Source organism: Streptomyces sp. NPDC048196 (genome assembly GCF_040652715.1).
GTDB classification, from domain to species: Bacteria; Actinomycetota; Actinomycetes; order Streptomycetales; family Streptomycetaceae; genus Streptomyces; species Streptomyces siderophoricus.
In genome coordinates this window covers 70,620-95,790 of sequence record NZ_JBEZMM010000030.1, presented here as the reverse complement: position 1 = coordinate 95,790, position 25,171 = coordinate 70,620, and the positions used below count along the sequence as shown (strand labels likewise).

The 25,171-nt window shown below is 74.6% G+C and carries 20 protein-coding genes, 1 pseudogene and 1 riboswitch; of the genes and pseudogenes, 7 read left to right on the top strand and 14 right to left on the bottom strand.

Going from position 1 to position 25,171, the window contains the following annotated elements; all coding sequences use genetic code 11:
* The first annotated feature begins 162 nt into the window (after nucleotides 1-162).
* Together AB0E02_RS26075 and AB0E02_RS26070 are read left to right on the top strand one after the other, a co-directional pair.
* Nucleotides 163-1,230, top strand: coding sequence for an aminotransferase class V-fold PLP-dependent enzyme (locus AB0E02_RS26075; RefSeq protein WP_362143077.1), 1,068 nt, complete (start codon nucleotides 163-165; stop codon nucleotides 1,228-1,230).
* Nucleotides 1,231-1,331: 101 nt separating this feature from the next.
* Nucleotides 1,332-2,399 carry an alkene reductase gene (locus AB0E02_RS26070; protein ID WP_362143076.1) on the top strand — a complete coding sequence of 356 codons (1,068 nt, stop codon included), beginning with the start codon at nucleotides 1,332-1,334 and terminating at the stop codon, nucleotides 2,397-2,399.
* Nucleotides 2,400-2,487: 88 nt separating this feature from the next.
* Here the strand turns inward: AB0E02_RS26070 and thpD are convergent, their stop codons facing one another.
* From thpD to ectA, 4 genes are all read right to left on the bottom strand, one after another.
* Nucleotides 2,488-3,387 (bottom strand): ectoine hydroxylase, encoded by a 900-nt coding sequence (gene thpD / locus AB0E02_RS26065; protein WP_362143074.1) that lies wholly within the window; start codon nucleotides 3,385-3,387, stop codon nucleotides 2,488-2,490.
* 96 nt (nucleotides 3,388-3,483) lie between these two features.
* Nucleotides 3,484-3,900: an ectoine synthase gene (locus AB0E02_RS26060; protein WP_261952178.1), complete on the bottom strand. Its 417-nt coding sequence runs from the start codon at nucleotides 3,898-3,900 to the stop codon at nucleotides 3,484-3,486.
* A 56-nt stretch (nucleotides 3,901-3,956) separates the two neighbouring features.
* Complete coding sequence (gene ectB / locus AB0E02_RS26055; protein ID WP_362143071.1) at nucleotides 3,957-5,225, bottom strand: diaminobutyrate--2-oxoglutarate transaminase; 1,269 nt, start codon at nucleotides 5,223-5,225, stop codon at nucleotides 3,957-3,959.
* A gap of 126 nt (nucleotides 5,226-5,351) precedes the next feature.
* Entirely contained in the window at nucleotides 5,352-5,918 is a 567-nt protein-coding gene (ectA, locus tag AB0E02_RS26050) for a diaminobutyrate acetyltransferase (RefSeq protein WP_362143069.1), read from the bottom strand.
* A gap of 577 nt (nucleotides 5,919-6,495) precedes the next feature.
* Between ectA and AB0E02_RS26045 the strand changes: the two genes are divergently transcribed.
* Nucleotides 6,496-7,587 carry an amidohydrolase family protein gene (locus tag AB0E02_RS26045; RefSeq protein WP_030411732.1) on the top strand — a complete coding sequence of 364 codons (1,092 nt, stop codon included), beginning with the start codon at nucleotides 6,496-6,498 and terminating at the stop codon, nucleotides 7,585-7,587.
* A 19-nt stretch (nucleotides 7,588-7,606) separates the two neighbouring features.
* Here the strand turns inward: AB0E02_RS26045 and AB0E02_RS26040 are convergent, their stop codons facing one another.
* A complete protein-coding gene (locus AB0E02_RS26040) occupies nucleotides 7,607-8,530 on the bottom strand; it encodes a bile acid:sodium symporter family protein (protein WP_362143084.1) in 924 nt (307 codons plus the stop codon).
* Between the two features lie 392 nt (nucleotides 8,531-8,922).
* Between AB0E02_RS26040 and AB0E02_RS26035 the strand changes: the two genes are divergently transcribed.
* Nucleotides 8,923-9,951, top strand: coding sequence for an SCO1860 family LAETG-anchored protein (locus AB0E02_RS26035; RefSeq protein WP_362143068.1), 1,029 nt, complete (start codon nucleotides 8,923-8,925; stop codon nucleotides 9,949-9,951).
* Between the two features lie 176 nt (nucleotides 9,952-10,127).
* Here the strand turns inward: AB0E02_RS26035 and cobC are convergent, their stop codons facing one another.
* The 9 genes and pseudogenes from cobC to AB0E02_RS25990 all read right to left on the bottom strand — a co-directional run bounded on the left by cobC (nucleotide 10,128) and on the right by AB0E02_RS25990 (nucleotide 20,164).
* Nucleotides 10,128-11,252 (bottom strand): Rv2231c family pyridoxal phosphate-dependent protein CobC, encoded by a 1,125-nt coding sequence (cobC, locus tag AB0E02_RS26030; protein ID WP_362143066.1) that lies wholly within the window; start codon nucleotides 11,250-11,252, stop codon nucleotides 10,128-10,130.
* A 2-nt stretch (nucleotides 11,253-11,254) separates the two neighbouring features.
* Nucleotides 11,255-12,118: a sirohydrochlorin chelatase gene (locus AB0E02_RS26025; RefSeq protein ID WP_362143064.1), complete on the bottom strand. Its 864-nt coding sequence runs from the start codon at nucleotides 12,116-12,118 to the stop codon at nucleotides 11,255-11,257.
* A 182-nt stretch (nucleotides 12,119-12,300) separates the two neighbouring features.
* Nucleotides 12,301-12,708, bottom strand: a pseudogene (locus AB0E02_RS26020) (cobalamin biosynthesis protein); the annotation flags it as partial.
* On the bottom strand, nucleotides 12,705-13,373 hold the full coding sequence (locus AB0E02_RS26015; RefSeq protein ID WP_362143062.1) for a VOC family protein: 669 nt from the start codon (nucleotides 13,371-13,373) through the stop codon (nucleotides 12,705-12,707). The gene AB0E02_RS26015 and the pseudogene AB0E02_RS26020, both read right to left, overlap by 4 nt.
* Nucleotides 13,370-14,755, bottom strand: a complete 1,386-nt coding sequence (locus AB0E02_RS26010; RefSeq protein WP_362143060.1) for a cobyrinate a,c-diamide synthase — start codon at nucleotides 14,753-14,755, stop codon at nucleotides 13,370-13,372. Before AB0E02_RS26010 ends, AB0E02_RS26015 begins: the two co-directional genes overlap by 4 nt.
* A gap of 16 nt (nucleotides 14,756-14,771) precedes the next feature.
* Nucleotides 14,772-15,371 (bottom strand): cob(I)yrinic acid a,c-diamide adenosyltransferase, encoded by a 600-nt coding sequence (cobO, locus tag AB0E02_RS26005; protein ID WP_030411724.1) that lies wholly within the window; start codon nucleotides 15,369-15,371, stop codon nucleotides 14,772-14,774.
* Nucleotides 15,371-17,515: a putative cobaltochelatase gene (locus AB0E02_RS26000; RefSeq protein ID WP_362143058.1), complete on the bottom strand. Its 2,145-nt coding sequence runs from the start codon at nucleotides 17,513-17,515 to the stop codon at nucleotides 15,371-15,373. Before AB0E02_RS26000 ends, cobO begins: the two co-directional genes overlap by 1 nt.
* A gap of 55 nt (nucleotides 17,516-17,570) precedes the next feature.
* Nucleotides 17,571-19,172, bottom strand: coding sequence for a cobyric acid synthase (locus AB0E02_RS25995; protein WP_362143056.1), 1,602 nt, complete (start codon nucleotides 19,170-19,172; stop codon nucleotides 17,571-17,573).
* Entirely contained in the window at nucleotides 19,169-20,164 is a 996-nt protein-coding gene (locus AB0E02_RS25990; protein ID WP_362143054.1) for a cobalamin biosynthesis protein, read from the bottom strand. The genes AB0E02_RS25995 and AB0E02_RS25990 overlap by 4 nt, the downstream gene beginning before the upstream one ends.
* A gap of 129 nt (nucleotides 20,165-20,293) precedes the next feature.
* Nucleotides 20,294-20,429, bottom strand: a riboswitch (cobalamin riboswitch).
* Nucleotides 20,430-20,630: 201 nt separating this feature from the next.
* Between AB0E02_RS25990 and AB0E02_RS25985 the strand changes: the two genes are divergently transcribed.
* Genes AB0E02_RS25985 through AB0E02_RS25975 form a run of 3 tightly spaced genes read left to right on the top strand, consistent with a single transcriptional unit; the run spans nucleotide 20,631 to nucleotide 25,137 of the window.
* Nucleotides 20,631-21,056 carry a hypothetical protein gene (locus AB0E02_RS25985; protein ID WP_362143052.1) on the top strand — a complete coding sequence of 142 codons (426 nt, stop codon included), beginning with the start codon at nucleotides 20,631-20,633 and terminating at the stop codon, nucleotides 21,054-21,056.
* 5 nt (nucleotides 21,057-21,061) lie between these two features.
* Entirely contained in the window at nucleotides 21,062-23,731 is a 2,670-nt protein-coding gene (locus AB0E02_RS25980) for a caspase family protein (RefSeq protein WP_362143050.1), read from the top strand.
* Nucleotides 23,728-25,137 (top strand): extracellular solute-binding protein, encoded by a 1,410-nt coding sequence (locus tag AB0E02_RS25975; RefSeq protein ID WP_362143049.1) that lies wholly within the window; start codon nucleotides 23,728-23,730, stop codon nucleotides 25,135-25,137. Before AB0E02_RS25980 ends, AB0E02_RS25975 begins: the two co-directional genes overlap by 4 nt.
* The last annotated feature ends 34 nt before the right edge of the window (nucleotides 25,138-25,171 follow it).

The following is a 25,171-nucleotide window of genomic DNA, read 5'->3' as shown; positions in this document are numbered from 1 at the left end:
GTTGTGGGGCTGGGGTTTTGCGGTGTGGGTGGGCGGGTTTGGGGTTGGCGGTGTGCCCTTCCTCTCGGCCGGGGCGGGGGGCGGGCGGCCGGCGGCCGACCGGGCACGACCACGGACCGGAACACCGTGGACGGCGCGTGCCCCGCCGAGCACAGTGGGGGCATGCAGCGACATGAGCCACTCGGCGGGGCCGAATTCGCGCCCGGGACGACCTATCTGAACTCCGCCTCCAGCGGACTGCTCCCCCGGCGCAGCGCCGACGCCCTGCGCGCGGCCGTCGAGGAGGCCACCTCCTACGGCACGATGGGCCGCGACTACTTCGCCGCGCCCGCCGCCGCCCGGGCCGCCTTCGCCCGACTGCTGGACATCCCCGCCGAGCGGGTCGCCATCGGCAGCTCGGTCGCGGTGCAGTCCGCGGTCGTCGCCGCCTCGCTCCCGCCCGGCAGCGAAGTCCTCGCCCCCGAGGGCGACTTCAGTTCCCTGGTCAACCCGCTCGGCACCCACCCCAACCTCACCCTGCGCACCGTGCCGCTGGAGGCCCTGGCCGACGAGGTGCGCCCCGGCACCGCCCTGGTCGCCTTCAGCGCCGTGCAGTCGCTCGACGGCCGGATCGCCGACCTCGCGGCGGTCCGCGAGGCCGCGGCGGCGCACGGCGCGCTCACCTACCTCGACGCCACCCAGGCCGCCGGCTGGCTGCCGCTGCGCGCCACCGACTACGACTTCCTGGTCTGCGGCGCGTTCAAATGGCTGCTCTGCCCGCGCGGTACGACGTTCATGGCCTTCGGCGGCGACCGCGGCGGACCCGGCACCGGCCCCGGCTGGCCGGCGCCGCACGCCGGCTGGGTGGCCGGGGAGGACATCGGCGAGTCCAACTACGGCCTGATCCGGCCGGCCGCCACCGCCCGCCGCTACGACGAACCGCACGCCCACTTCGCGTACGTCGGCGCCGCGGCGTCCCTCGGCCTCATCGAGGAGCTGGGCGTGGCCGCCGTCCACGCGCACAACACCGCGCTCGCCGACCAGTACCGCGCCGGACTGGCCGACCGCGGCCTGACTCCGCGCGGCGCGCCCGGCTCGGCGATCGTCTCCGCCCCCGGGCCGGCCGACGCCCAGGAGCGGCTGGCCGAGGCCGGCGTACGGATCTCGGTGCGCGGCGGCCTGCTGCGCGCGGCCTTCCACCTCTACAACGGAACGGCCGACGTGGAACGGCTGCTGGAACTGCTGAAGTAGCCGGCCGGTGACGGGAATGCCGGGCGGGCCCGGGACGTTGGAAGGTGTCGAACCGTCATGGGCAATGCCCCTGCTTTCGCACCGTAGTTGAGAGGCCCTCAGTGACCACCGCATTCGAGCCCTTCGAGCTCGCCGGCATCCCGCTCGCCAACCGCATCGTGATGGCGCCCATGACGCGGAACCGCGCCACCGAGGAGGGCGTCCCCACCCCGTCGATGGTCCGCTACTACACCCAGCGGGCCTCGGCCGGCCTCATCATCACCGAGGCCGCCCAGACCGAACCGGTCGGCCGCGGCTACCCGTTGACCCCGGGCCTGCACACCCCCGAGCAGGTCGCCGGATGGCGTGCGGTCACCGACTCCGTGCACGCCGCCGGCGGCAGGATCTTCGCCCAGCTGTGGCACGGCGGCCGCGTCGGCCACCCGGTGCTGCTGCCGGACGGCCTGGTGCCGGTGGGGCCCTCCGCGGTCGCCGCGGCCGGCCAGGGCTTCACCCAGGAGGGCCCGACGGACTTCGTCACCCCGCGCGAGCTGACCGGCGAGGAGATCGAGGCGACGATCGCCGGTTTCGCCGCGGCGGCCCGCAACGCCGTCGAGGCCGGCTTCGACGGCGTGGAGATCCACGGCGCCAACGGCTATCTGATCCACCAGTTCCTGGCGCCCAACGCCAACCTCCGCACCGACGGGTGGGGCGGCTCCGACGAGGCCCGGGCCCGCTTCGCCATCGAGGTCGTCCGGGCCGTCGCAGGCGCCATAGGCGCACACCGCACCGGACTGCGGATCTCGCCCGGCAACCCCTTCAACGACATCGCCGAGCCCGCCCCCGAGACCACCTACACCACGCTGATCGAGGCGATCGCCCCGCTGGGCCTGGCCTATCTGCACACCTGCGACGTCCGTGACCTGGACCTGCTGGCCCGGCTGCGCAAGCGCTTCGGCGGCACGTTCCTGCTCAACCCGGCCACCGACGGCCGGCCCACCGGCCCCGAGGAGCTCGGCCTGATCGAGGAGGGCGGGGCCGATCTGCTCGCCTACGGCGCGCTGTTCCTCGCCAACCCCGACCTGCCCCGCCGGCTCGCCCTCGGAGGCCCCTTCAACACCCCCGACCGGGCGAGCTTCTACGGCGGCGACGACACCGGCTACCTCGACTACCCGGCCCTTGCGGACTGAGGGAGGACCGGACACAGCGCGGCCGCCGCACAGACCCTGCTGTGCGGCGGCCGCGCCACCGGGACTTCCGCCCGTCTGCCTCGTACGGCTACTTCACCGGGGTGAAGTCCCGCGCCCCGATGTAGTCCGGGCGCCGGACCGGGGCCGCGAAGGGCTCCACGGCCGTGTTCTCCACGCTGTTGAAGACGATGAAGACGTTGCTGCGCGGGTACGGCGTGATGTTGTCGCCGGAGCCGTGCATGGCATTGCAGTCGAACCACGTCGCCGAGCCGGCCTTGCCGGTGAAGAGGCGGATGCTGTGCTGGTCCGCCATCTTGGTCAGGACCTCGTCCGAAGGGATACCCGCGTCCTGCATCTGCAGGGACCGCTTGTAGTTGTCCTTCGGCGTCTCGCCCTCGCACCCCACGAAGTACTGGTGCGAACCGGGCATGATCATCAGGCCGCCGTTGGTGTCGTAGTTCTCCGTCAGCGCGATCGAGACCGACACGGTGCGCATGTTCGGCAGCCCGTCCTCGGCGTGCCAGGTCTCGAAGTCCGAGTGCCAGTAGAAGCCGGAGGCACCGAAGCCGGGCTTCACGTTGATCCGCGACTGGTGGACGTAGACGTCCGAGCCGAGGATCTGACGGGCACGGCCGACCACACGCGGGTCGGCGACCAGCTTGGCGAACACCTCGCTGATCTTGTGCACCTCGAACACCGACCGGACGCTCTGCGACTTCGGCTCGACGATGGAGCGCGGGTCGGCGCGCATCGCCGGGTCGAGCACCAGCCGGTCCAGTTCGGCGCGGTACACCGCGACTTCCTCCGCGGTGAGCAGTTCCCCGATGGCGAAGAAGCCGTCGCGTTCGAAGTCGCTCAGCTCGGACGGCGCGAACGGGCCGGCCGCTCCGGGCTGCGACCACACCACCGGGTCCTTCCGCGGAGTGATCACCTCAAAGGTGCCGCGGGTCGGGTACAGGTCGGCGGTGCGCTCGGGTGCGGTGGTCATGGTGTTGCCTTCCTCTCCTCTCGTACGGAATCTGGCATACGGGCGCGCGTTGCGTACCTTCCTGGCTCTGCCGGACGGGGCAGGCGTCAGGTCGCCTCAGACCGTCTCGGGCTCCGGGTCCGGTTCGGTGAGAAGCGGGTAGACCCCGTTCTCGTCGTGGTCCTCGCGGCCGGTGACCGGCGGGTTGAAGACGCACAGGCAGCGGAAGTCCTGCTTGATCCGCATGGTGTGCTTCTCATGCCCGTCGAGCAGGTACATCACGCCGGGCGTGATGAGGTGCTTCTCGCCGGTCTCGTCGTTGGTCAGCTCGGCCTCGCCCTCGACGCAGACGACGGCCTCGATGTGGTTGGCGTACCACATCGACGTCTCGGTGCCGGCGTACAGGACGGTCTCGTGCAGCGAGAACCCGACCCGCTCCTTGGCGAGCACGATGCGCTTGCTCTCCCAGGTGCCGGACTTGGATTTGACGTGGCGGTCGGTGCCTTCGATGTCCTTGAAGGAGCGGACGATCACGGTGCGGGCTGCCTTTCTGTCGTGACGGTGGTGCGGTGCGGTCCGGTACGGCGCGGTCAGGCGCAGTCGCGGACCGCGCGGCCGAGGATGCGCAGACCCTCGTCCAGTTCCTCGGGGGTGGTGGTCAGGGCCGGCAGCAGCTTGACGACCTCGCTCTCCGGGCCGGAGGTCTCGATCAGCAGGCCCAGCTCGAAGGCGCGCTTGGCGATCTTTCCGGCGAGCGGCTTGTCGGTGCACTCCAGGCCCCACACCAGACCGCGGCCGCGGTACTCGGCGAAGGCGCCCGGGTTCTCCTCGACGATCGCCTTCAGGTGCGCTTCGACGATCTCACCGCGGGCCAGGGTCTGCTTCTCCATCTGACCGTCGGCCCAGTAGGTGTCGAGCGCCGCGGCGGCCGTGACGAAGGCCGGGTTGTTGCCGCGGAAGGTGCCGTTGTGCTCGCCCGGCTCCCAGATGTCCAGCTCCGGCTTGAACAGGGTGAGCGCGAGCGGCAGGCCGTAGCCGCTGATGGACTTCGAGACGGTGACGATGTCCGGCACGATGCCCGCCTCCTCGAAGGAGAAGAAGGCACCCGTGCGGCCGCAGCCCATCTGGATGTCGTCGACGATCAGCAGCATGTCCTGGCGCTCGCACAGGGCGGCCAGGGCGCGCAGCCACTCGGTGCGGGCGACGTTGATGCCGCCCTCGCCCTGCACGGTCTCCACGATCACGGCGGCGGGCTTGTTCAGGCCGGAGCCCTGGTCCTCCAGCAGCCGCTCGAACCACAGGAAGTCCGGGGTCTGGCCGTCGAGGTAGTTGTCGAACGGCATCGGGGTGCCGTGCACCAGCGGGATGCCGGCGCCGGCCCGCTTCATGGAGTTGCCGGTCACCGCGAGGGCGCCCAGCGACATGCCGTGGAAGGCGTTGGTGAAGGACACGATCGACTCGCGGCCCTTGACCTTACGGGCCAGCTTCAGCGCGGCCTCGACCGAGTTGGCGCCCGTCGGGCCCGGGAACATGACCTTGTAGGGCAGGTCGCGCGGCCGCAGGATGATGTTCTGGAACGACTCCAGGAACGCCCGCTTGGCCGTGGTGGACATGTCCAGGCCGTGGGTGATGCCGTCCCGGTCGATGTAGTCGATCAGGGCGCGTTTGAGGACCGGGTTGTTGTGCCCGTAGTTGAGCGAACCGGCGCCGGCGAAGAAGTCGAGGTAGGTGTGGCCGTCCTCGTCGGTGATGCGGCTGCCCTGCGCGCGGTCGAAGACGGTGGGCCAGCCACGGCAGTAGCTGCGCACCTCCGACTCCACGGTCTCGAAGACGCTCAGATCGGGCTGGGTGATGGTCACAGCATGCTCCTGGGAGATGAGTGCGAGAGGCGGAAGAAGTCTTTGGGGGGCGGGGCGGCGCCGGCGGGTCGAGGGGGTGCCGGTGCCGCACGGCCGTCGCGGCGACGGTGCCGCGCGGCCCTGGGACTAGGGCGCGGGCCTGGCCGGGGGCCCGAACGGGCCGATGAGGTGCAGCACCTCCGGCTCGTGGCCCTGCTCGGGGAACAGCCCTGCGTCGAAGAGCACCTCGCGCTGGACCGGCACGGAGTGCCGCTCGCCGAAGGACGCGAACAGCCGGTTGGAGGCCGCGTTGTCGGGGGTGATGGTGGTCTCGACGAAACGGATGCCCAGCTCTTCCCGGGCACGGGTGGTCACCCCGTCCAGGAGGGCGGCCGCCAGCCCCCGGCCCCGGTGCGCCGCGTCGACGGCGACCTGCCAGACGACGAGGGTCTCGGGACGCTCGGGACGGATGTAGCCGGTCAGGAAGGCGGCCGGCTCGCCCTCCGCGTCGCGGGCGACGACGGAGGTGGCGGCGAAGTCCCGACACCACAGGAGGTAGCTGTACGAGGAGTTCAGGTCCAGCGCCTTGGAGTCGCGGGCGATGCGCCAGATCGCGGCTCCGTCCTCCACTCGGGGGGTGTCGAGCTTGAAGCCCTCCGGAAATTCTCCGATATCGCTACGGGCACCTGCATGGTCTGCTTGTGCGGCGGTCATGGAAATTAAATTTACCCAGGGAAAAAGGAAATTGCATCGCGGGGAGGGGTTACGTCGGGCCGCCTGATGTGTTATCGCGCGGGGGCGCCCGGGCGCGCGACCTCGCGTCGGGTTGCCCCGATTTGACCGGGAAGTACGGGACGAAACGGGCGAGCTGTGTGGTCGGTCACAGGTCCGTAACGCCCGCGAGATCCGTCCGAATTACGGGCTTCGAGGCTAGCGGAATCTTGGCGTTTGAGCTGCGGAAAAGCGGGCAGAAGAAGACGGGAAGCTGTACTCGGAGGAATTGGGAATTCGCCACCGGAGACCCTGGCGCAAGGCCCGGAAAAAGCTGTGGGACACATCCATGAGAAGCACCGCAAGAACATACGGCGAGAACGCCCGCGGGGCTTTTCCGGAAACATTGTGGCAATAAGCGCCTACGCAGCGTCGGTGCCCCGCGGGCAGCCGTTCCGCCGAGCCCTCCCCACCGCCGTCACCCGCCCGTCGGCCTTCCGTCCCCGGCCGCCCGGCAGCCGCTGTGACCGCCGTCTCCGGCAGGCCCGTCGGCGCCGCCTAGAGTGCGGGTATGACGTCCATGAGTGAAGGTGCGGTGCTGCACCTCAAGGGGAGGGTCCTCGTCGGACCGGACGACGTGCGCGACGAGCTGTGGGTGGTCGGCGGGCGGGTGACCTACGACCGGCCGGCCCTGGCACGCGATGCCACCACCGTGCAGGGCTGGGCGCTGCCCGGCCTGGTCGACGCGCACTGCCACGTGGGCCTGGACGCGCACGGCCCGGTGGACGCCCCCACCAGCGAGAAGCAGGCGCTCACCGACCGTGACGCCGGCACCCTGCTGATCCGGGACGCCGGATCACCCTCCGACACCCGCTGGGTCGACGATCGTGCGGACCTGCCGAAGATCATCCGGGCCGGCCGGCACATCGCCCGCACCAAGCGGTACATCCGCAACTACGCCCATGAGATCGAACCCGAGGACCTGGTCGCCTACGTCGCCCAGGAGGCCCGCCGCGGCGACGGCTGGGTCAAGCTCGTCGGCGACTGGATCGACCGCTCCACGGGCGACCTGGGGGCCTGCTGGCCCAAGGGTGCGGTCGAGGCGGCCATCGCGGAGGCGCACCGCCTGGGCGCCCGGGTGACCGCGCACTGCTTCGCCGAGGAGACCCTCGCCCCGCTCGTCGAGGCCGGCATCGACTGCATCGAGCACGCCACCGGGCTCACCGAGGAGACCATCCCGCTGTTCGCCGAGCGCGGGGTCGCCATCGTGCCCACCCTCGTCAACATCGCCACCTTCCCGCGCCTGGCGGACGCCGGCGCCGGGAAGTTCCCGCGCTGGGCGGACCACATGCGCCGGCTGCACGACCGCCGCTACGACACCGTCCGGGCCGCCTACGACGCCGGGGTGCCCGTCTTCGCCGGCACCGACGCGGGCGGCTCGCTGGCGCACGGCCTGGTCGCCGACGAGGTCGTCGAGCTGACCCGGGCCGGGCTGCCCGCCCGGGCCGCGCTCTCGGCCACCACCTGGGGCGCCCGCGAGTGGCTCGGCCGCCCGGGCCTCACCGAGGGCGCCCCGGCGGACCTGGTGGTCTACGAGAGCGATCCGCGCGAGGACGTCCGGGTGCTGGCGGCGCCGCGCCGGGTCGTGCTGCGCGGCGAGATCGTGGGCTGAGACACCCCTCGGGGCGGGACTACCTCCGGCGGGCCATCCAGGCCGCCACCACCGCGCCCGAGACGTTGTGCCACACCGAGAAGACCGCGGCGGGCAGCGCCGCGGCCGGGCTGAAGTGGGCGGTGGCCAGCGAGGCGGCCAGTCCGGAGTTCTGCATGCCGACCTCGAAGGCCATCGCCCGGCTCGCCGGCCCGCCCAGCCGGGCCAGGCGGCCCGCGGCGTGCCCCAGCGCCAGCCCGAGGCCGTTGTGCAGCACCACGGCCAGCAGCACCGGCACCGCCGCCTGCTTGATCGCCGGCGCGCTGCCGGAGACCACGACCAGGACGATCACCGCCACGGTCGCCGCGGACAGCCAGGGCAGGGCCCGCAGCAGCCGGTCCACGAACCGGCCGGCGACCAGCCGGACCAGCAGGCCCGCCACGACCGGCAGCAGCACCGTCTTCAGGATGTCGGTCACCATGCCCCCGGCGTCCACGGCCAGGAACTGCCCGGCGAGCAGCAGCGTCAGCGCCGGCGTGATCAGCGGCGCGAGCACCGTCGAGACCGTCGCCACCGACACGGACAGCGCGACATCGCCGCGCGCCAGGAACGTCACGACGTTGGATGCGGTCCCGCTGGGCGCGCAGCCGACCAGGACCACCCCGGCCGCGAGCTGCGGCGGCAGGTCCAGTACGGTCGCGATCAGCCAGCCGAGCCCCGGCATGATCACGTAGTGGGCGACCAGGCCCAGCCCCACCGCCCAGGGCCGCCGGGCGACCGCCGTGAAGTCCGGTGGGGTCAGCGTCAGCCCCATCGTGAACATCACCACCCCGAGCAGCCACGGCACCGCGGGCGCCCAGCCGGTGAAGTGCGCCGGCCACAGCAGCCCGACCGCGCCCGCGGCGACCACCAGCAGCGGGAAGATCGTGACCGCACGGCGGGCCGCCCGGTCGGAGGCGGGCAGCTCGCCCGGAGGGGAGGCGGCCGGCTGTTCCCGCTGTGCGTGCGGCTGTTGGCTGTTCTGCTCGATCGACACGGCGGCACCCTATCCAGGGTCTTCGTGTACAGGACAACGAATTCCGGATCCTGGACGCCGGCCCGGATCCGGGCCCGGGACCGGACCGGTCGGTCAACGGGGATCGCCCGCGAGGTGGGGCGGCTGTGACGGGGGAGATGCGGGATGCCGCAGGAATCGAACCCGCGCACGGAAACCACCCTTTGGGATGAACTGACCTCACGTGGCTGCCCGTTCACCCTCGGTGCGGACACGATGTGCGGGTCGATGTCGCCGGCCCGCGTGATGTCCCCCATTGGCGCGGCCGGCGACTCCATTCCTCTCGTGGGGGTTCCACACACGTGTCCACCAGTCCCACCCACTCTTCCGGTGCGCCCCGGCGCCTCGCCGCGGCCGTCGTCGCCACCGCGCTCACGGCCGGTCCCGCCGTGCTGCTCGGCGCCGCACCGGCGCACGCCACCGGAGGGCACGGCCCGGCCCGGGGCAAGGCCGACGCGGTCGTCCTGCGCACCGGCCTGAACGTCGGCCTGCTCGACAAGACGGTCGACGTCCCGCTGAACGCCGTGCTGAACGAGGTGCACGCACCCGCCTCGGCCGGCAGGACCGCGCTCACCGTGCGGCTCGACGGCATCGACCGGGGCCGCCCGTTCACCGTGCTGCGCGCCGAGGCCGCCACCGCCCGCGCCACCACCGCCCACCGGAAGGCCGAGGGTTACGCCAACCTGCTGCACGCCAAGGTGCAGCTGCCCGGTCTGCCGCTGCTGTCCCTGATCGAGGTCCAGCAGGTCACCGCCAAGGCGGTGTGCGAGGCGGGCCACCGGCCCCGGGCCGAGGCCAATGTCCTCGGCCCCGTCCGCGTCCTCGGCAAGAAGGTCACGCTCACCGCGGGCGGCACCACGGACGTCAAGGTGCCGGGCGTGGGCGACGTACGGCTCGACCTGTCGCGGAAGAGCGTCGCCGGGAAGACCGCCGCGGCCACCGCCCTCCAGCTGAACGTCTCGGTCAACCCGCTCAAGCTCAACGTCGCCGAGGTGCACGGCCGGGTCACCCTCGTCCACGCCGGCTGCACCGCCCCGGACGCCACCACCCCGCCCGCACACGGCGGTTCCGGCGGCACGACCGGAGGCAGCACGACCGGAGGCAGCACGAGCGGCGGCGGCACCAACGGCGGCGGGGGCGACAAGCCGGCCGGCGGCGGCACCGAGGTCAGCCGGTCCGGTGCCGGGAAGACCGGCCCCGACCTCGCCGAGACCGGCGGGAGTTCGGCCACGCCGTACCTCGCCGGCGGTGCCGGGCTGCTGGTCGCGGCCGGCGCCGGGGCCCTGGTCCTCACCCGCCGGCGCCGCACCGCCGCCCCGCAGGGCGGCTGACGGCTCCGTACCCCGTGCCGGTGCTGTGGGGGCATCGGCCGCGGGGTACGGCCCGGGGTGTGCCGGACGGACCGGAGGCGGCCCGTACGGCACACCCCACCCCCGCCGGGGCCCGCCGGAAGCGAAGCGTGGTGCGACGGGACCCGGCGGGCCCGCACCCCGGCCCGCCGGCCCGGCTAGCCCAGCACCCCGGCCAGCGCCGTCACGAACCGGTCGGTGGTGGCCCGGTCCCGTACCGCCAGCCGCAGCCAGTCGGGCCCCAGGCCCGGGAAGGTGTCCCCGCGGCGCACCGCGAAACCCCGCGCCCGCAGGCCCTCCCGCACCACGGCCGCGCCCGGCAGCCGCAGCAGGACGAACGGACCCGCCGCCGGCCCGGCCACCCGGATCTCCCCGAACTCGCCCAGCCGGGCCAGCAGATGGGCCCGGTCCCGGGCGATCTCCTCGGCCGCCGCGGCCGCCTCCGCCAGCGCCGCCGGCGCACTGCACGCCTCCGCGGCCGCCAGCGCCGGACTCGACACCGGCCACAGCGGCTGGGCCCGCGCCAGGTCCGCCACCGTTCCGGGACCGGCCAGGACGTAGCCGATCCGCAGCCCCGCCAGCCCCCACGTCTTGGTCAGCGAGCGCAGCACCACCAGCCCCGGCAGATCCGTGCGCCCGGCCAGCGACTCCCGTTCACCGGGCACCGCGTCCATGAACGCCTCGTCCACCACCAGCGTCCGCCCGGGCCGTGCCAGGTGGGCCAGCGCGGCCGCCGGGTGCAGCACCGACGTGGGATTGGTGGGGTTGCCGACCACCACCAGATCGGCGTCCTGCGGCACCGCGTCCGGATCCAGCCGGAACCCGTCCCGTTCGGAGAGGACCACCCTCTCCACGGTGTGCCCGGCGTCCCGCAGCGCCGCCTCCGGTTCGGTGAACTGCGGGTGCACCACCACCGGTCGGCGGGCCCGCACGGTCCGCGCCAGCAGCACGAACGCCTCCGCCGCGCCGGACGTCAGCAGCACCCGCTCCACGGGCAGCCCGTGCCGCCCGGCCACCGCCCGGCGCGCCGCCCGGCCGTCCGGATAGGCGGCCAGCGAGTCCAGTGACGCGGCGAGGTGTGCCTTGAGCCACGCCGGGGGAGTGCCGGCCCGGACGTTGACCGCCAGATCCGTCAACGCGCCGGCGTCACCCCGCACTTCGGCATCGCCGTGGTGCCGCAGATCGGGTTCGTCCGCCACGGCGGGGGAGGGGCCGTCCGGGGCGGGAGCGGGCGCGGCGGGGCCGGAGCCGCGCAGCCGGACCGCGTCGGTGGGCGCCGGCATGCTCACCGCTCCCCGGCGCCCGCCGCCACCCGCTGCGGGCCGTACGGGTCCCCGTCGTCCGCCGCCCGGTCGCCGGCCACCGCCGCGCGGTAGCGCTCCATGACCACCTCGGCCACCTCGGGCCCGGTGCCGAGCACCTGGGCACCGAACACCTCGATGTCCGGGTGCGCCGCGGCCCAGCCCTCGGTCTGCATCCACAGCCGCTCCACCGGACCGTCGGCGAAGAAGGCGTACGGCAGGACCACGACCCGGGCCGGCCCGGCCGCGCCCGGGACCGGCCCGGCCAGCGCCCGGCAGCGGTCCAGCCCGGCCGGTACGTCCGGCGCGGTCTGCCCGACGAACGCGGTCTCCACGCCCGCGAATCCGCGGCCCTCCCAGAGCAGCCGGGCAGCCCGCGCCACCTCGGCGTTGGCATGCGGATCGCTCGCCCCGCGCCCCACCAGCAGCACCGTGGTCCGGGCCCGGTCCTGCGGGGTACGGGCGCCGGCGCCCAGCGCCTCCTCCAGCCGCCGCTCCAGCACGTCCAGCAGCCGCGGGTGCGGGCCGGGTGCGGCGGCGCAGACAGGGCGCAGGCCCGGGTGTCCGGCGGCCGCGCGCTCCAGCGCCGCGGGCAGGGTCTCGGGCCCCGCACCGGTCGGCGCCAGCAGCAGCGGTACCGCGACGAGTTCGGTCACCCCCCGCCCGGCCAGCGCGTCCACGGCATCGGCCAGCGGCACCGGCGAACCCGGGGCGCCGAAGAACCCGCCGGCGACCGGGACCTCGGGGTGCCGCTCGCCGACCGCGCGCACCAGCGCGCGCAGGGCCTCGGCCGCGCCGTCGTCACGGGCGCCGTGACCGGCGATGAGCAGTGCGGGAGGGGTGGTCACGGGGTCTCCTTGCTACCGGTGTCTTCGCCGTCGGGCGCCTTGTCGTCGATGACCGGCCGCCGCCGCTCGGTGCCACGGTGGGGTGGGTCGGGGGAGGTCATGACGATATCGGCACCGGGCGAGGGGGCGGCGGCCGCTCCCTCCCTACCAGCGGTAAGGGCACCGTGCGGCGTTACTGCCGCCCGCGCGAGCGCACAGGTCGCCCGGCCCGCCGGCGACTTCCGCTTGCCGGCGAGCAGTTCGGCACCCGGCCCGGCGGCCAGCAGCGCGGCCGCCTCGGCCACGCTCGCCGTCTCCGCGGCGGCCGCCACCACCGCGGACGGATCCGGCACCGGCACGGCCGCCAGCGCCGCCGCCGGGAACGACCGCAACGGCACCCCCAGCCGCCGCGCCGCCTCCGTCAGCCCGGGCTCGTCCGCCCTCGCCGCCACCGTCGCCAGCGCCAGCACCCGATCCCCGGCACACCCCGCCGCGGTGCGGGCCGCCCCGATCAGCTCCAGGACCTCGGACGCCGGCACCCCGCGGCGCGCCCCCACGCCCACCACCAGAGCCGCCGGCCCGCCCCGGACACCGGCCGTCCGGCGGCTCATACCGCGCCGACTCCCGGCCCGAACTCCACCCGGCCGTACCGCCCTTCCACGACCGCGGTCAGCCGCACGTCCGGCCCGGCGGAGAGTTCCCCCGGCCAACGGACGCCGAGCGCCGCCCACTCGGCCCGGGCCGCCGCCGGGTCGGGATGCACCGCCCGCAGCGCGACCAGCGGCACCACCGGGAGCCCGGCGGACGGATGCGGGGTGCTGCCCCGGTCCAGCAGGAACGGGGCCGGGCCGTCGCCGGCCCCCGGCGGCGTCAACTGCCAGGCGAGCCGGCCGCCGTCCGGTGTCCGCCGGGACATCGCCACCGCCTCGCCCGGGTCGTGGCCGCGTGCCCGTGCCGCGGCCACCCGGGCCGCGATCCCGGTGACCCGGATCGCCCAGGTGACCAGCCGCGGCCCGGTCAGCGCGTCGATGCCGAACCACCGCGGCCCGTCGGGCGCGGGCTGCTCCGGATCGGGCCCGATGATCTCCAGGTACGCCCCGCCGCCCAGCCCCAGCAGATGGTTCCGGGCCCCGCGGCCCGGATGGCTGCCGCCCGGCACCGGCCGTACGCCGGTCAGCGCGGCCACCTCGGCGACGGTCGCCGCCAGATCGGGGGTGGCGAGCACGAGGTGGTCGAGGACGGCCGGCGGCCCGTCCGTACCCGACCCGCCGGTCACGGTGCGGCCACCGGTGCCCACCGCGCCGCGCCCGCCACCAGCCGGGCCGCCAGCGACGGTTCCGCCGCCCAGTGCACATGCAGGTACGAGGCGTGCACCCCGCCCGTCACGAAGCCCTCCACCCGCCGCTCCGGATGCGTCAGCCCCCAGGCCGGCCGGGTGCCCGCACCCGGCTCCAGCACCGTGCGGTGGAACTCGTGACCGCGCACCCGGGTCCCGGCCGCGGCCAGCGCGTTGTCCGCCAGCGCCACCGCCTCCCGGTAGCCCAGCGTGAGGCGTTCGGTCATCCGGGCCTCGGCGGGCAGCACCCCGCACATCGGCTTCCCGTCGATCGCCCGGGACAGGTACAGCAGCCCGGCGCACTCGGCGGACACCGGCGCCCCCGAGGCGGCCAGGTGGGCCACCGCGGCGCGCAGCGGTGCGTTCGCCGACAGGTCCGGCGCGTACACCTCCGGGAAGCCGCCGCCGATCACCAACCCGCGCGTACCGGGCGGCAGTTGCTCGTCCCGCAGCGGATCGAACGGCACCACCTCGGCGCCCGCCGCGGTCAGCAGCTCGGCGTGCTCGGCGTACGAGAACGTGAACGCGGCGCCGCCCGCGACGGCGATCACCGGCCGCTCCCCGGACGCATCCGCCCGGACCTCCGCCGCCGGGTCCCAGGGCGCGTCCGGCAGCTCCGGCACCGTCCGCGCCAGCGCCAGCAGCGCCGTCAGGTCGCAGCCCTCGCGCACCCGCGCGGCCAGCTCCCGCACCGACGCAAGGGCCTCGGCCCGGCGTTCGGCCACCGGCACCAGCCCCAGGTGCCGGGACGGCGTACCGGCCCGGCCGTCCCGCCGCAGCGCACCCAGCACCGGCACGCCGGAGGACTCCATCGCCTCCCGCAGCAGCGCCTCGTGCCGGTCCGAACCGACCTTGTTCAGGATCACCCCGGCCAGCCGCACCTCCGGGTCCCACGACGCGAAGCCGTGCACCAGCGCGGCCACCGACCGGGACTGCGAGGAGGCGTCCACCACCAGCACCACCGGCGCCCGCAGCAGCTTCGCCACCTGGGCCGTCGACGACAGCTCGCCCATGCCGGACGCCCCGTCGAACAGCCCCATCACGCCCTCGACGACCGCCAGGTCCGCGCCCGCCGCACCGTGCAGGAACAGCGACGCGACCCGGTCCGGATCGCACAGGTACGCGTCCAGGTTGCGGCCCGGGCGGCCGGTCGCCAGGGAGTGGTAGCCCGGATCGATGTAGTCCGGGCCCACCTTGTGCGGCGAGACCGCGAGTCCCGCCTCGGCGAACGCCGCCATCAGACCGGTGGCCACGGTGGTCTTCCCGGCCCCGGACGACGGTGCGGCGATCACCAGCCGGGGAACGGCGCCCGCGCCGCTCATGCTGCACCCACCTTGCTCACCACTCGATGCCCCGCTGGCCCTTCTGGCCCGCGTCCATCGGGTGCTTGACCTTCGTCATGTCGGTGACCAGGTCGGCCACGTCGCACAGCGCCTGCGGGGCGTTCCGGCCGGTGATCACCACGTGCTGGGTGCCGGGCCGGTCGCGCAGCACCGAGACCACCTCGTCGGTGTCCACCCAGCCCCAGTGCAGCGGGTAGGCGAACTCGTCGAGGACGTAGAGCTTGTAGGTCTCCGCGGCGAGGTCCCGCTTGACCTGCTCCCAGCCCTCGCGGGCCGCCTCCTCGTTGCTGAACTGCGAGTCGCGCTGCACCCACGACCAGCCCTCGCCCATCTTGTGCCAGGCGACCGTGCCGCCCTCACCGGAGTCGCCGAGCACCCGCAGTGCCCGCTCCTCGCCGACCTTCCACTTCGCCGACTTCACGAACTGGAACACCCCGACCGGCCAGCCCTGGTTCCAGGCCCGCATCGCCAGCCCGAAGGCGGCGGTCGACTTGCCCTTGCCCAGACCCGTGTGGACCAGCACCAGCGGCCGGTTGCGGCGCTGGCGGGTGGTGAGTCCGTCGTTCGGTACGACGGACGGTTGTCCCTGCGGCATTACGCGGCCTTCCTGTTGCCGTGAACGGTCCTTGTGCCCTGAACGGTCCGTACGAGCGCGGAGACGCTGTCCGCGCGCAGTGCGTCGAGGGTGACGGCGGTGCCGGTGAGGTCCCGGGCCAGCTCACCGGCCAGGCCCAGCCGTACCGGCCCGGCCTCGCAGTCCACGACGACGGAGGCGGTGCCGTCGGCGGCCAGCAGCCGCGCCGCGCGGGCGGCCCGGATGCGCGGCTCGGGGCCGGCGGTGGCCCGCCCGTCGGTGACGACGACCAGCAGCGGGCGGCGCGCGGGGTCCCGCATCCGCTCCACCCGCAGCACGTCGTGCGCCGCGAGCAGCCCCTCGGCCAGCGGGGTTCGGCCCCCGGTGGGCAGCGACGCGAGCCGCGCCGCACCGGCCTCGACCGACGACGTCGGGGGCAGCGCGACCTCCGCGCCGGCGCCCCGGAACGTGATCATGCCGATCTTGTCGCGCCGCTGGTAGGCGTCGAGCAGCAGTGAGAGCACGGCGCCCTTGACCGCGCTCATCCGCTTGCGCGCCGCCATCGATCCCGAGGCGTCCACGACGAACAGGACCAGATTGCCCTCCCGCCCCTCGCGCACCGCCTCGCGCAGATCGTCCCGGCGCACCAGCAGCCCGGTGCCGTGCCGCCCGCGCGCCTTCTGGTGGGGCGCCGCGGCCTGCACCGTGGCCGCCAGATGCAGCTTGCCCAGAGTGCCCTGGGGGCGGCGGGCCCCGGTCGTCCGGCCGTGTGCGGTACGGGCCCGGGAGCGGCGGCCGTCGGCGCCCTCGCCCAGCCCCGGCACGTCCAGCCGCCGGGCCTTGAACGGCTCGTCGGCCGCCACCGCCGGCTTCTCCGCGGCCGCACCGCCCTGTGGCTGCGGCCGGGCCCCGGCCTCGTCCCCGGACGCCTCGGGCACGGGTTCGGGCGCCTGCGGGGCCTCCTGCTCACGCTGCTGCGGCAGTCCGTCCCCCGGCGGCACCGACGCCTCCTGGGGGCCGCCGTCCTGGGGGCCGCCCTCCTGCGGCGGCACCCCGCCGCCCGGACCGCCCCCCTCGGGCCCGCCGTCCGGACCGTCCGGCTCCGGATCGTCCCCGCCGTCCGCCGGGTCGTCCTGCCCGGCGAACTCCTCCAGCGTCCGGTCGAGCTTGTCCTCGTCGAGGCCGGGGGCGTCGAAGGGCGCCCGACGCCGGCGGTGCGGCAGCGCGAGCAACGCGGCCTGCCGCACGTCCTCCTCCCGGACCTCCGTCCGCCCGGCCCACGCGGCCAGCGCGGTGGCGGTCCGCGCCATCACGATGTCCGCGCGCATCCCGTCCACCTCGAACGCCGCACAGGTCGCCGCGATCTGCCGCAGCGCCGCGTCCCCCAGCACCACCTCGGGCAGCAACTCCCGGGCCGCGGCGATCCGTTGCCGCAGCGCGTCCTCCTCGGCCGCCCAGCGCGCCACGAACCCGGCCGGATCGGCGTCGTACGCCAGCCGCCGCCGGACCACCTCCACCCGCTGCGCCGGCTCCCGGGAGGCCGCGACCTCGACGGTCAGCCCGAACCGGTCCAGCAACTGCGGCCGCAGCTCGCCCTCTTCGGGGTTCATGGTCCCGACCAGCAGGAAACGGGAGGCGTGCCGCACGGAGACGCCCTCGCGCTCCACGTAGGAGGCGCCCATGGCGGCGGCGTCCAACAGCAGATCGACCAAGTGGTCATGGAGCAAATTGACTTCGTCCACGTACAGGATTCCGCGGTGGGCGTCCGCCAGCAGGCCCGGCTCGAAGGCCTTCACGCCCTCCGACAGGGCCCGTTCGATGTCCAGGGCGCCCACGAGGCGGTCCTCGGAGGCGCCGACCGGCAGCTCCACCATCCGCGTCGGACGGCTCTCGGCGGCACCGGAGCCGTGCGGCCCGTCGGGACAGCCGGGGTCGGGCGCGGCGGGGTCGCAGGCGAAGCGGCAGCCGGCCACCACGTCCACGGCCGGCATCAGCGCCGACAGGGCGCGCACCGCGGTGGACTTCGCGGTGCCCTTCTCGCCGCGGACCAGCACCCCGCCGACCGCCGGGCTCACCGCGTTCAGCAGCAGCGCCAGCCGCAGGTCGTCCATGCCGACGACCGCGGTGAAGGGGTACTGCCAGGTGGTGTTGTGCGCGCTCGTCATGCTGTGTCGTCCTCCACGTCGCCGGCCGGCCCGGATCCCGTCCCTTGCGTACCCCTCATGGCGCCCCCGGAGGCACGAACGGCAGCCCCTCCGGCACCCCCTTCTCGATCAGCCGCAGCAGTGCCCCGGTGTCCGCGTGCTCCTCGATCAGATCGCCCAGCCGGTCGAGCTGCTCCTCGCGCAGCGCGCCGAAGCGGGTGTCCGGGGCCGGGACGAACGCCCGGCCGGCGTCCGCCGCCACCCGCCGCAGGAAGGCCCGGCGGAAGGCGTCGCTCTCCAGCGAACCGTGCCAGTGCGTGCCCCATACGGAGCCGACCCGGCAGCCGTCGAGAGCGTTCCCCCCGCCATCGGTCATGAACGCCTCGTCCCCGCCCGTCACTTCGGCGACGCCGTGGTGGATCTCGTAGCCCTCCACCGGCTCGCCGAGCGCCTCGCCCACCGGCCGGGCGAGCGTCTTCTCCACCGCGAAGCGGACCCGTACGGGCAGCAGCCCCAGGCCCTCGACGGCGCCCGCCTTCGACTCGACCTCGTCGTCGATGTGCTCGCCGAGCATCTGGTAGCCGCCACAGATGCCCAGCACCGGGCGGCCCTCGGCGGCCCGCCGGGCGACCGCGTCCGCCAGCCCGCGCTCGCGCAGCCAGGCCAGCGCGCGGACCGTGCCGCGGGTACCCGGCAGCACCACCAGGTCCGCGTCGGCCAGTTCCTCCGGCCGGTCCACGAACCGCACCACCACGCCCGGTTCGGCGGCCAGCGCGTCCACGTCGGTGAAGTTCGACATCAGCGGAACGGCGCAGACCGCCACCCGCAGCACGTCCGCGCCGTGCGGCGGGGCCACCACGCTCTCCCGCACCGCGCCGCGCAGCGACACCCGGAGGCCGTCCTCCTCGTCGATGCCGAGCCCGTGCGCGTACGGCAGCACGCCCAGCGTCGGCCGCCCGGTCAGCTGCCGCAACATGTCCAGACCGGGCTCCAGCAGTGTCACATCGCCCCGGAACTTGTTGACCAAATACCCCGCGACCAGCGCCTGGTCCTCCTTCGACAGCAGCGCCGTGGTGCCGAAGAAGGACGCGAAGACGCCGCCGCGGTCGATGTCGCCGACCACCACGACCGGTATCCGGGCGGCCCGGGCGATGCCCATGTTCACGATGTCGGTGCGCCGCAGATTGATCTCGGCGGGGCTGCCCGCGCCCTCGCAGATGACCGCGTCGTGCGTACGGCGCAGTTCGGCGAGGCAGTCGGTGACCGTCCCCAGCAACTGCTCCCGCCCGCCCGCGTACGGCGTCTCCCCGGGGGACGACCCCCCGGGCCCCCCGAAGTACCCGCGCGCGCTCAGCTCACCCACCGGCTTGCCCAGCAGCACCACCTGGCTGCTGCGGTCGCCGCCCGGCTTGAGCAGGACCGGGTTCATCAGCGCGGTCGGTTCGACCCGGGCCGCGGCGGCCTGCATCGCCTGCGCCCGGCCGATCTCCGCGCCCTCCCGGGTGACGAACGAATTGAGCGACATGTTCTGCGCCTTGAAGGGCGCCACCTTCACGCCCTGCCGGACCAGCCAGCGGCAGATCCCCGCCGTCACCACGCTCTTGCCCGCGTCCGAGGTCGTACCGGCCACCAGCAGCCCGCCGCCGAGCCCCCCGGCCGTCCCGCCTTGCCCGTTCACCGGCGCTTCCTCCCGCTCGTGCTGCCCCTGCCCCTGCCGCCTGCGATCCCGTGCCGCACCGCGCCCGCCGTCAGCCGTCCCGCCACCGTCGCCACCAGCGCCAGCGCGCTCACCCGCCGCGACAGCCGCACCGCCCGCTCGATGTCCGCCACCGCGGGCGGCCGCGCCGCGCCGTTGAGCACCGGACGGTGCTCCACCCGTCCGCCGTACGCCAGCGTGCCGCCCAGCCGCACGCCCAGCGCACCCGCGAACGACGCCTCCACCGGGCCCGCGTTGGGGCTCGGGTGCGCCCCGCCGTCCGCCCGCCAGGCCGCGAGCGCACCACGCCGGTCGGGGCCCGCGAGCACGGTCAGCGCGGCGGTCAGCCGGGAGCCGGGCCAGCCGGCGACGTCGTCGAGCCGGGCCGCGGCCCAGCCGAACCGCCGGTAGCGCGCGGACTTGTGACCCACCATCGCGTCCAGGGTGTTCACCGCCCGGAACGCCACCAGACCGGGCACCCCGCCGAACGCGCCCCACACCAGGGCGCCCACCACCGCGTCCGAGGTGTTCTCGGCCACCGACTCCACCACCGCGCGGGCCATCTGCGGCCCGTCCAGCGCCTGGGGATCGCGGCCGCACAGATGCGGCAGCCGCTCCCGCGCCACGTCCAGATCGCCCGCTTCCAGCGCACCGCCGACGGCCCGCGCCTCCCGGCCCAGCGAAGTGCCGCCCAGCACCGCCCAGACGGTGGCCGCGGTCAGCGCCACCCGGGCGCCGCGGCGGTGCCGTACGGCCCGCTCCAGCAGCGCCGCGCCGGCCGCCGCACCGCCCGCGCACAGCACGGCGTGGGCCGCGCCGCGGCCCCGGTGGTCGCGCCACAGCCGGCGCTCGACGGCGGCGGCGGCCCGGCCGAACGCGGCCACCGGATGGCCGCGCCGCGGGTCCGCCGCGATCAGGTCGCCGAGGAAGCCGAGAGCCGCGCCGCACGCATATCCCGCGTGTTCGCCGCGCATCGGATCAGGCCGCCGTCGTTCCTCGAAGGGGCCCTGCGGCAGCGGGCAGTGGGGGGCGGGGCGGGCGGCCGGGCATGGCGGTATGTCCTCACTCAGGGTCCTCGCCCTGGCTCGACGTGACGGCGACCAGAGTCTCCTGGCTCCCGGATCGGCGTGTCCCCCGGCCTTCCCGCCCGTACGTCGGTACGGACCGTGGCCCTCGTCGGAGGAACGCTCCCCGGTGACAGTGGCGGGACCGCGCCGGATTCTCACCGGACTTCCTCATCTGTCGCCGATTGGCCCCGGCAGTCCACCACGGTCCGCGAGGCCCGTCAACTCGCCCTTGACCTGCGACGCTGTCCCGCGGCAGGCCCTGTGGCGCACGCCACAGGGTGGCGGTGGCGTCACGGACGGTTGCCCCCGTCCCTGATTCCACGTCACTATCTGGTGCACGGTGGCGAAGGGGCCGCCGGAAGGGGGCTGGGGGATGCCGGAGCACGTCGACCACCACGAGGACCGTCAGGAGATCCGCCTCAGGGTCACCGGGACGGACAATCCGCAGCAGGACCTCGACGACCTCCGGGCCTGGCTGGAGCGCGAACCCTGGCTGGGCCGGCGGGAGCACACCTGGGAACACCGGCCGCAGCCCCCGCACCTCACGGCCGACGGGGACGAACCGGGCCCCGCCGACATGGCCGTGGGCGTGGACGACCTGATCCTGGTCATCGTCGGCGCGATCGCCACCGAGGTCACCAAGGGAATGAGCATCGCCGTGCGGGAATGGCTGCGGCGCCGCAAGGAGGAGCGGGCCGCCGGCGAGGAACCCGCCGTCGAGGTCGTCGGCGACGGCGGTCCCGCGCGCCCCGATCCCGGCAGCCCGGCACACGAGAGTGGCAGCACCGGCGAGGACTGAGCCGGATGTCCGAATACGACGCGCGGGGAAAGATCAACCGGGCGCTGCTGATCGGTGTCCACGACTACGCGACGCTGACGCGCCTGCCCGCGGTGGCGGACAACATCGGCGAGCTGAGCCGCGCGCTGACCGCCACGGACCTGTTCACCGACGACGAGATCACGCCCTGCCGGCCGACCGCACCCGAGGAGCTGAGCCAGGCGCTCAAGACCGCCGCCGACGAGGCCCGCGGCCTGCTGCTGGTGTATTTCTCCGGCCACGGCTGGGTCGGCAGCGACGGCGGCGACCTGCAGCTGATGGTCGGCGGCTCGGTGCCCCGGCAGAGCCACACCACCGTCTCCTGGCAGGACGCGGTGCTCTCCTGCCTCGACAGCGCCCGCGCCGAACGCATCGTCATCGTCCTGGAGTGCTGCTACGCGGGCAACGCGGGCGGCGCCTTCCACTCCCACCGCAAGCCCATGTCGCTGCTGATGGCCGCCCAGCCCAACCGCCGGATCTTCAGCGGCGAGGAACCGGCCGGCGGCACCGTCTTCACCGGGGCCCTGGTGCAGATCCTCGAAAACGGCATCCCCGGCCGCCGGTTCGTCACCTTCGAGGACCTCGTACGGGAGCTGCGGGTCCGGCTCGCCGGGGAGCGGACGCCGATGGGCGACGTGTGGGAGCCCCGGTCGGCGAAGCAGAACACCGTCGACGACGTCGTGCTGTCCTTCGCCACCCCCGAGGCGCGGGTGCCGACGCCACCGCGGGTCCGCTTACGCCGCCGGTTCAACCAGCACGTCCGGCCCCGCCTGAAGCTGCTGCTCGCGCTCGTCACCGCCCTCGTGCTGATCGCCGCCGGACTCGTCGTACGGCAGCTGCTGCAGCCGCTGCCCGACTGCCCGCCCGCCCTCGAACTGCGGCTGCTGACCGCGCCGGAGGCCGAACCGACCCTGCGCCAGGCCGCGTTCGACTACGAGATGTCCGAGGCCAACACCCGCCCGCTGCAGGGCGAGGGCGACCTCCCGGCGGGGTGCCGGCGCGCTCAGATCACCGTCTACTCCGCCGCCAAGGACCAGATCGACCAGGGCTTCGCCGCCGCCGTCCGCTGGCAGGGCGAGGCCCTGGGCACCGGCCCGGGCGAGCCGGACGACAAGGGCACCGATCCGCTCTACCGGCCCGGCCCGCAACCCGACCTGTGGATCCCCGAATCCACCGCCGACTACGAGGAGGCCCGCCGCGGCATGCCCGCCACCGGCTCCCCGGCGACCCTGCACGACACCGGCCCGGTCGCCTACAGCCCGCTGGTCGTCGGCATCCCCGCCGGCAAGCGGCCGGCCGACGTCAAGCGGGTGGGCGCCTCCTGGCAGGACCTGCTCACCGGCACCGACAGCGGCCACCAGGACCTCAAACTGCTGCGCCCCAGCCCGGTGCTGTCCGGCACCGGCCTGCTGCACACCATCGGCCTCTACCTCGCCAACGACGGCTCGCACATCGGCTCCGCCGGCTCCCCGGACCCGGCCCTCGCCGAGGGCGCCGAGCAGCGGCTCTCCGCCCCGGGCAGCCAGTACGCGGACAGCACCGAGCTGCTGTGCTCACTGCGCCCGGCCACCGGCCCCGACACCGTCGCCACCGCCACCGGCCAGGCCCCCGCCGGCGCCGGCCGCGGCGACCGCTCGGCACCGCTGGTCTCCGAGAAGTCCCTGACCGACTACAACCTCGGCCGGGCGGTCGGCAGTTGCCCCGCCCTGGCCGGCCCGCTCGCCCCGGACGACCGCTACGTCGCGTACTACCCCAAGAACGTCCCGGCGCTCGACCACCCGCTGATCCGCGTCGACTGGCGCGGCACCACGGACGCCACCGCGCGGCAGGCCGCGGTCGACCGCTTCGCCGACTGGCTGCGCGCCCCGGACGGCGGCCGGCCGGTGCTCACCGCGCAGGGCTACCGCCCGGTCCCCGGCAAGGACGGCACGGCGCCCGCGCCGACGCCGGACTCCCCGCTGCGCAGCAGCCGCGCCAACGCCGACCTGGACGCCCCCGTCGTCCCCTTCGCGGCCGGCACCGACCAGGTCGCCCGGGTGCTCGACGGCTACGACAAGGCGCAGCGGCCCAGCCGGCTGCTCCTCCTCATGGACACCTCCACCTCGATGGCCGACGACGGCAAGCTCCCGGTCGCCCTCGGCGCCGCGGGCCGCGCCCTGGAGATGGTCGGCGCCCGTCACACCTACGGCCTGTGGACCTTCCCCGACCGCGCCCACCCCGGCGATCCGGACGCGGTGCGCCGGGTCGTCCGTCTGGGCACGGCCGAAGCGGCGCCCGGCAAGGCCGCCCTGGACAAGATCGCCAAGGGCGACCTCGTCGACCACGGCGCCGCGATGGAGGAGGCGCTGACCGCCGCCGTACGGGAGATGAAGAAGTCGTCCGGCGGCAACCAGGCCATCGTGCTGATCATGGACGAGGACGACGGCAGCCTGCGGCGCGCGGCGGGTGTCGAGCAGCGGCTGACCGCGCTGCTGAAGGAGAAGCCCGCGGTGCCGGTGCTGACGCTGGTGCTGGGCAAGGCCGGCTGCGACACCTTCGTCCTCCAGGGACTGGCCGGTGCTTCCCGGGGACAGTGCGTGCCCGGCGGCCCCCAGGCGCCCGATCTGCTCGCCGGCCTGATCGCGTCCATCGGCACCGCGGGCAAGGAGGACCGGTGAGGAACCCCCGTAGGGCCTGGCCGGCCGCCGCGCTCGCCCTGACGCTGACCGCGGCGGTCTCCGGCTGCACCGCCGGCCCCGGACCGGGCCCCGAGAAGGGCCCGATCGTCCTGGCCACCGGCAGCGACCTCAGCAGCACCGGCGTCCGCCAGGCCCTCATCCGGGCCTTCGAGCGGCGCACCGGCCGTTCGGTGCGGATCGTCAAGCTGCCGGACACCGCCGACGGCCAGCGCAGCCAGCTGCTGGCCGCCGGCCAGTCCGGCAGCGGCGCCTACGACGTGCTCAACCTCGACGTGGCCTGGACCGCGGAGTTCGCCGAGGCGGGCGTCATCCGCCCCTGGGGCACGAGCCTGGACGGCGACTTCCTCGACAGCGTGGTCAAGACCGTCGAGTACGACGACAAGATCTGGGCCGTCCCCTTCAACACCGACGCCGGCCTGCTCTACTACCGCAAGGACATCCTCACCAAGTACGGCCATCACCCTCAACCGCCCGACAACTGGGGCGCGTTGAAGGGGCTGGCCACCGCGGTCACCGCCGCGTACAACCGCGAGCTCGCCCGCACGGCCGAGGACGGCAAGGTCCCCGAGGACAAGAAGATGTACGGCATGGTCGCCCAGCTGCGGCCCTACGAGGGCCTGACCGTCAACACCCTGGAGTCCGCGTGGGCCACCGGCGGCGACCCGGACGCCACCAGCTTCACCAAGGGCGAGCAGGTCGGCGCCCTCCAGCTGGGCGTCGCGGACCTCAAGGACCGGCTGGACACGATCATGCCGCACGCGGCCACGACGATGGACGAGACGGAGAGCCGCCGCTGGTTCGCCGACGGCCGGGCGCTGTTCATGCGCAACTGGCCGGTGGAGTACGGCTCGGTCGCCGAGAAGCTCACCCCCGGCGTGAAGTTCGACGTCGCCGAGCTGCCGGCCCGGGCCGCCGACGGCAAGCGGATGTCCGTCCTGGGCGGGCAGAACCTGGCGGTGTCCGCCGGCAGCAAGCGGCCGGAGGGGGCCCGCGCGCTGATCGAGGCGCTCACCGGCCCGGCGAGTGAACGCTGTCTGCTGGAACGGGGGTTCGCGGCCACCCGCGACTCGGCGTACCGGGAGGCGGGCAAGGCGCCGGTCTGCCCGCTGCCGCCCGAGCACGGCGAGCACGGCGCCACCGGGCAGCCCTGGCCCGGCCAGGAGCCGCCGTACACCAAGACGCTGTACGCGGCGCTGCTGGCGGCCGAACCGCGCCCGCGCAGCGCCCACTACCAGACCTTCAGCAAGGTCGTGCAGATCCGGGTCTCGGAGTACCTGGGCAGCCCCGGCGGTACGGCCATCGCCGACGAGCTGGCCCGCGAGGCCGACGAGGCGCTCAGCGGGCGGGGCGCACAACGGACGAGGCGCCCGGCCGAGGACGGCTGATGCCGCCTTCCGCCGGGCGCCTCGCGCCGTCGGT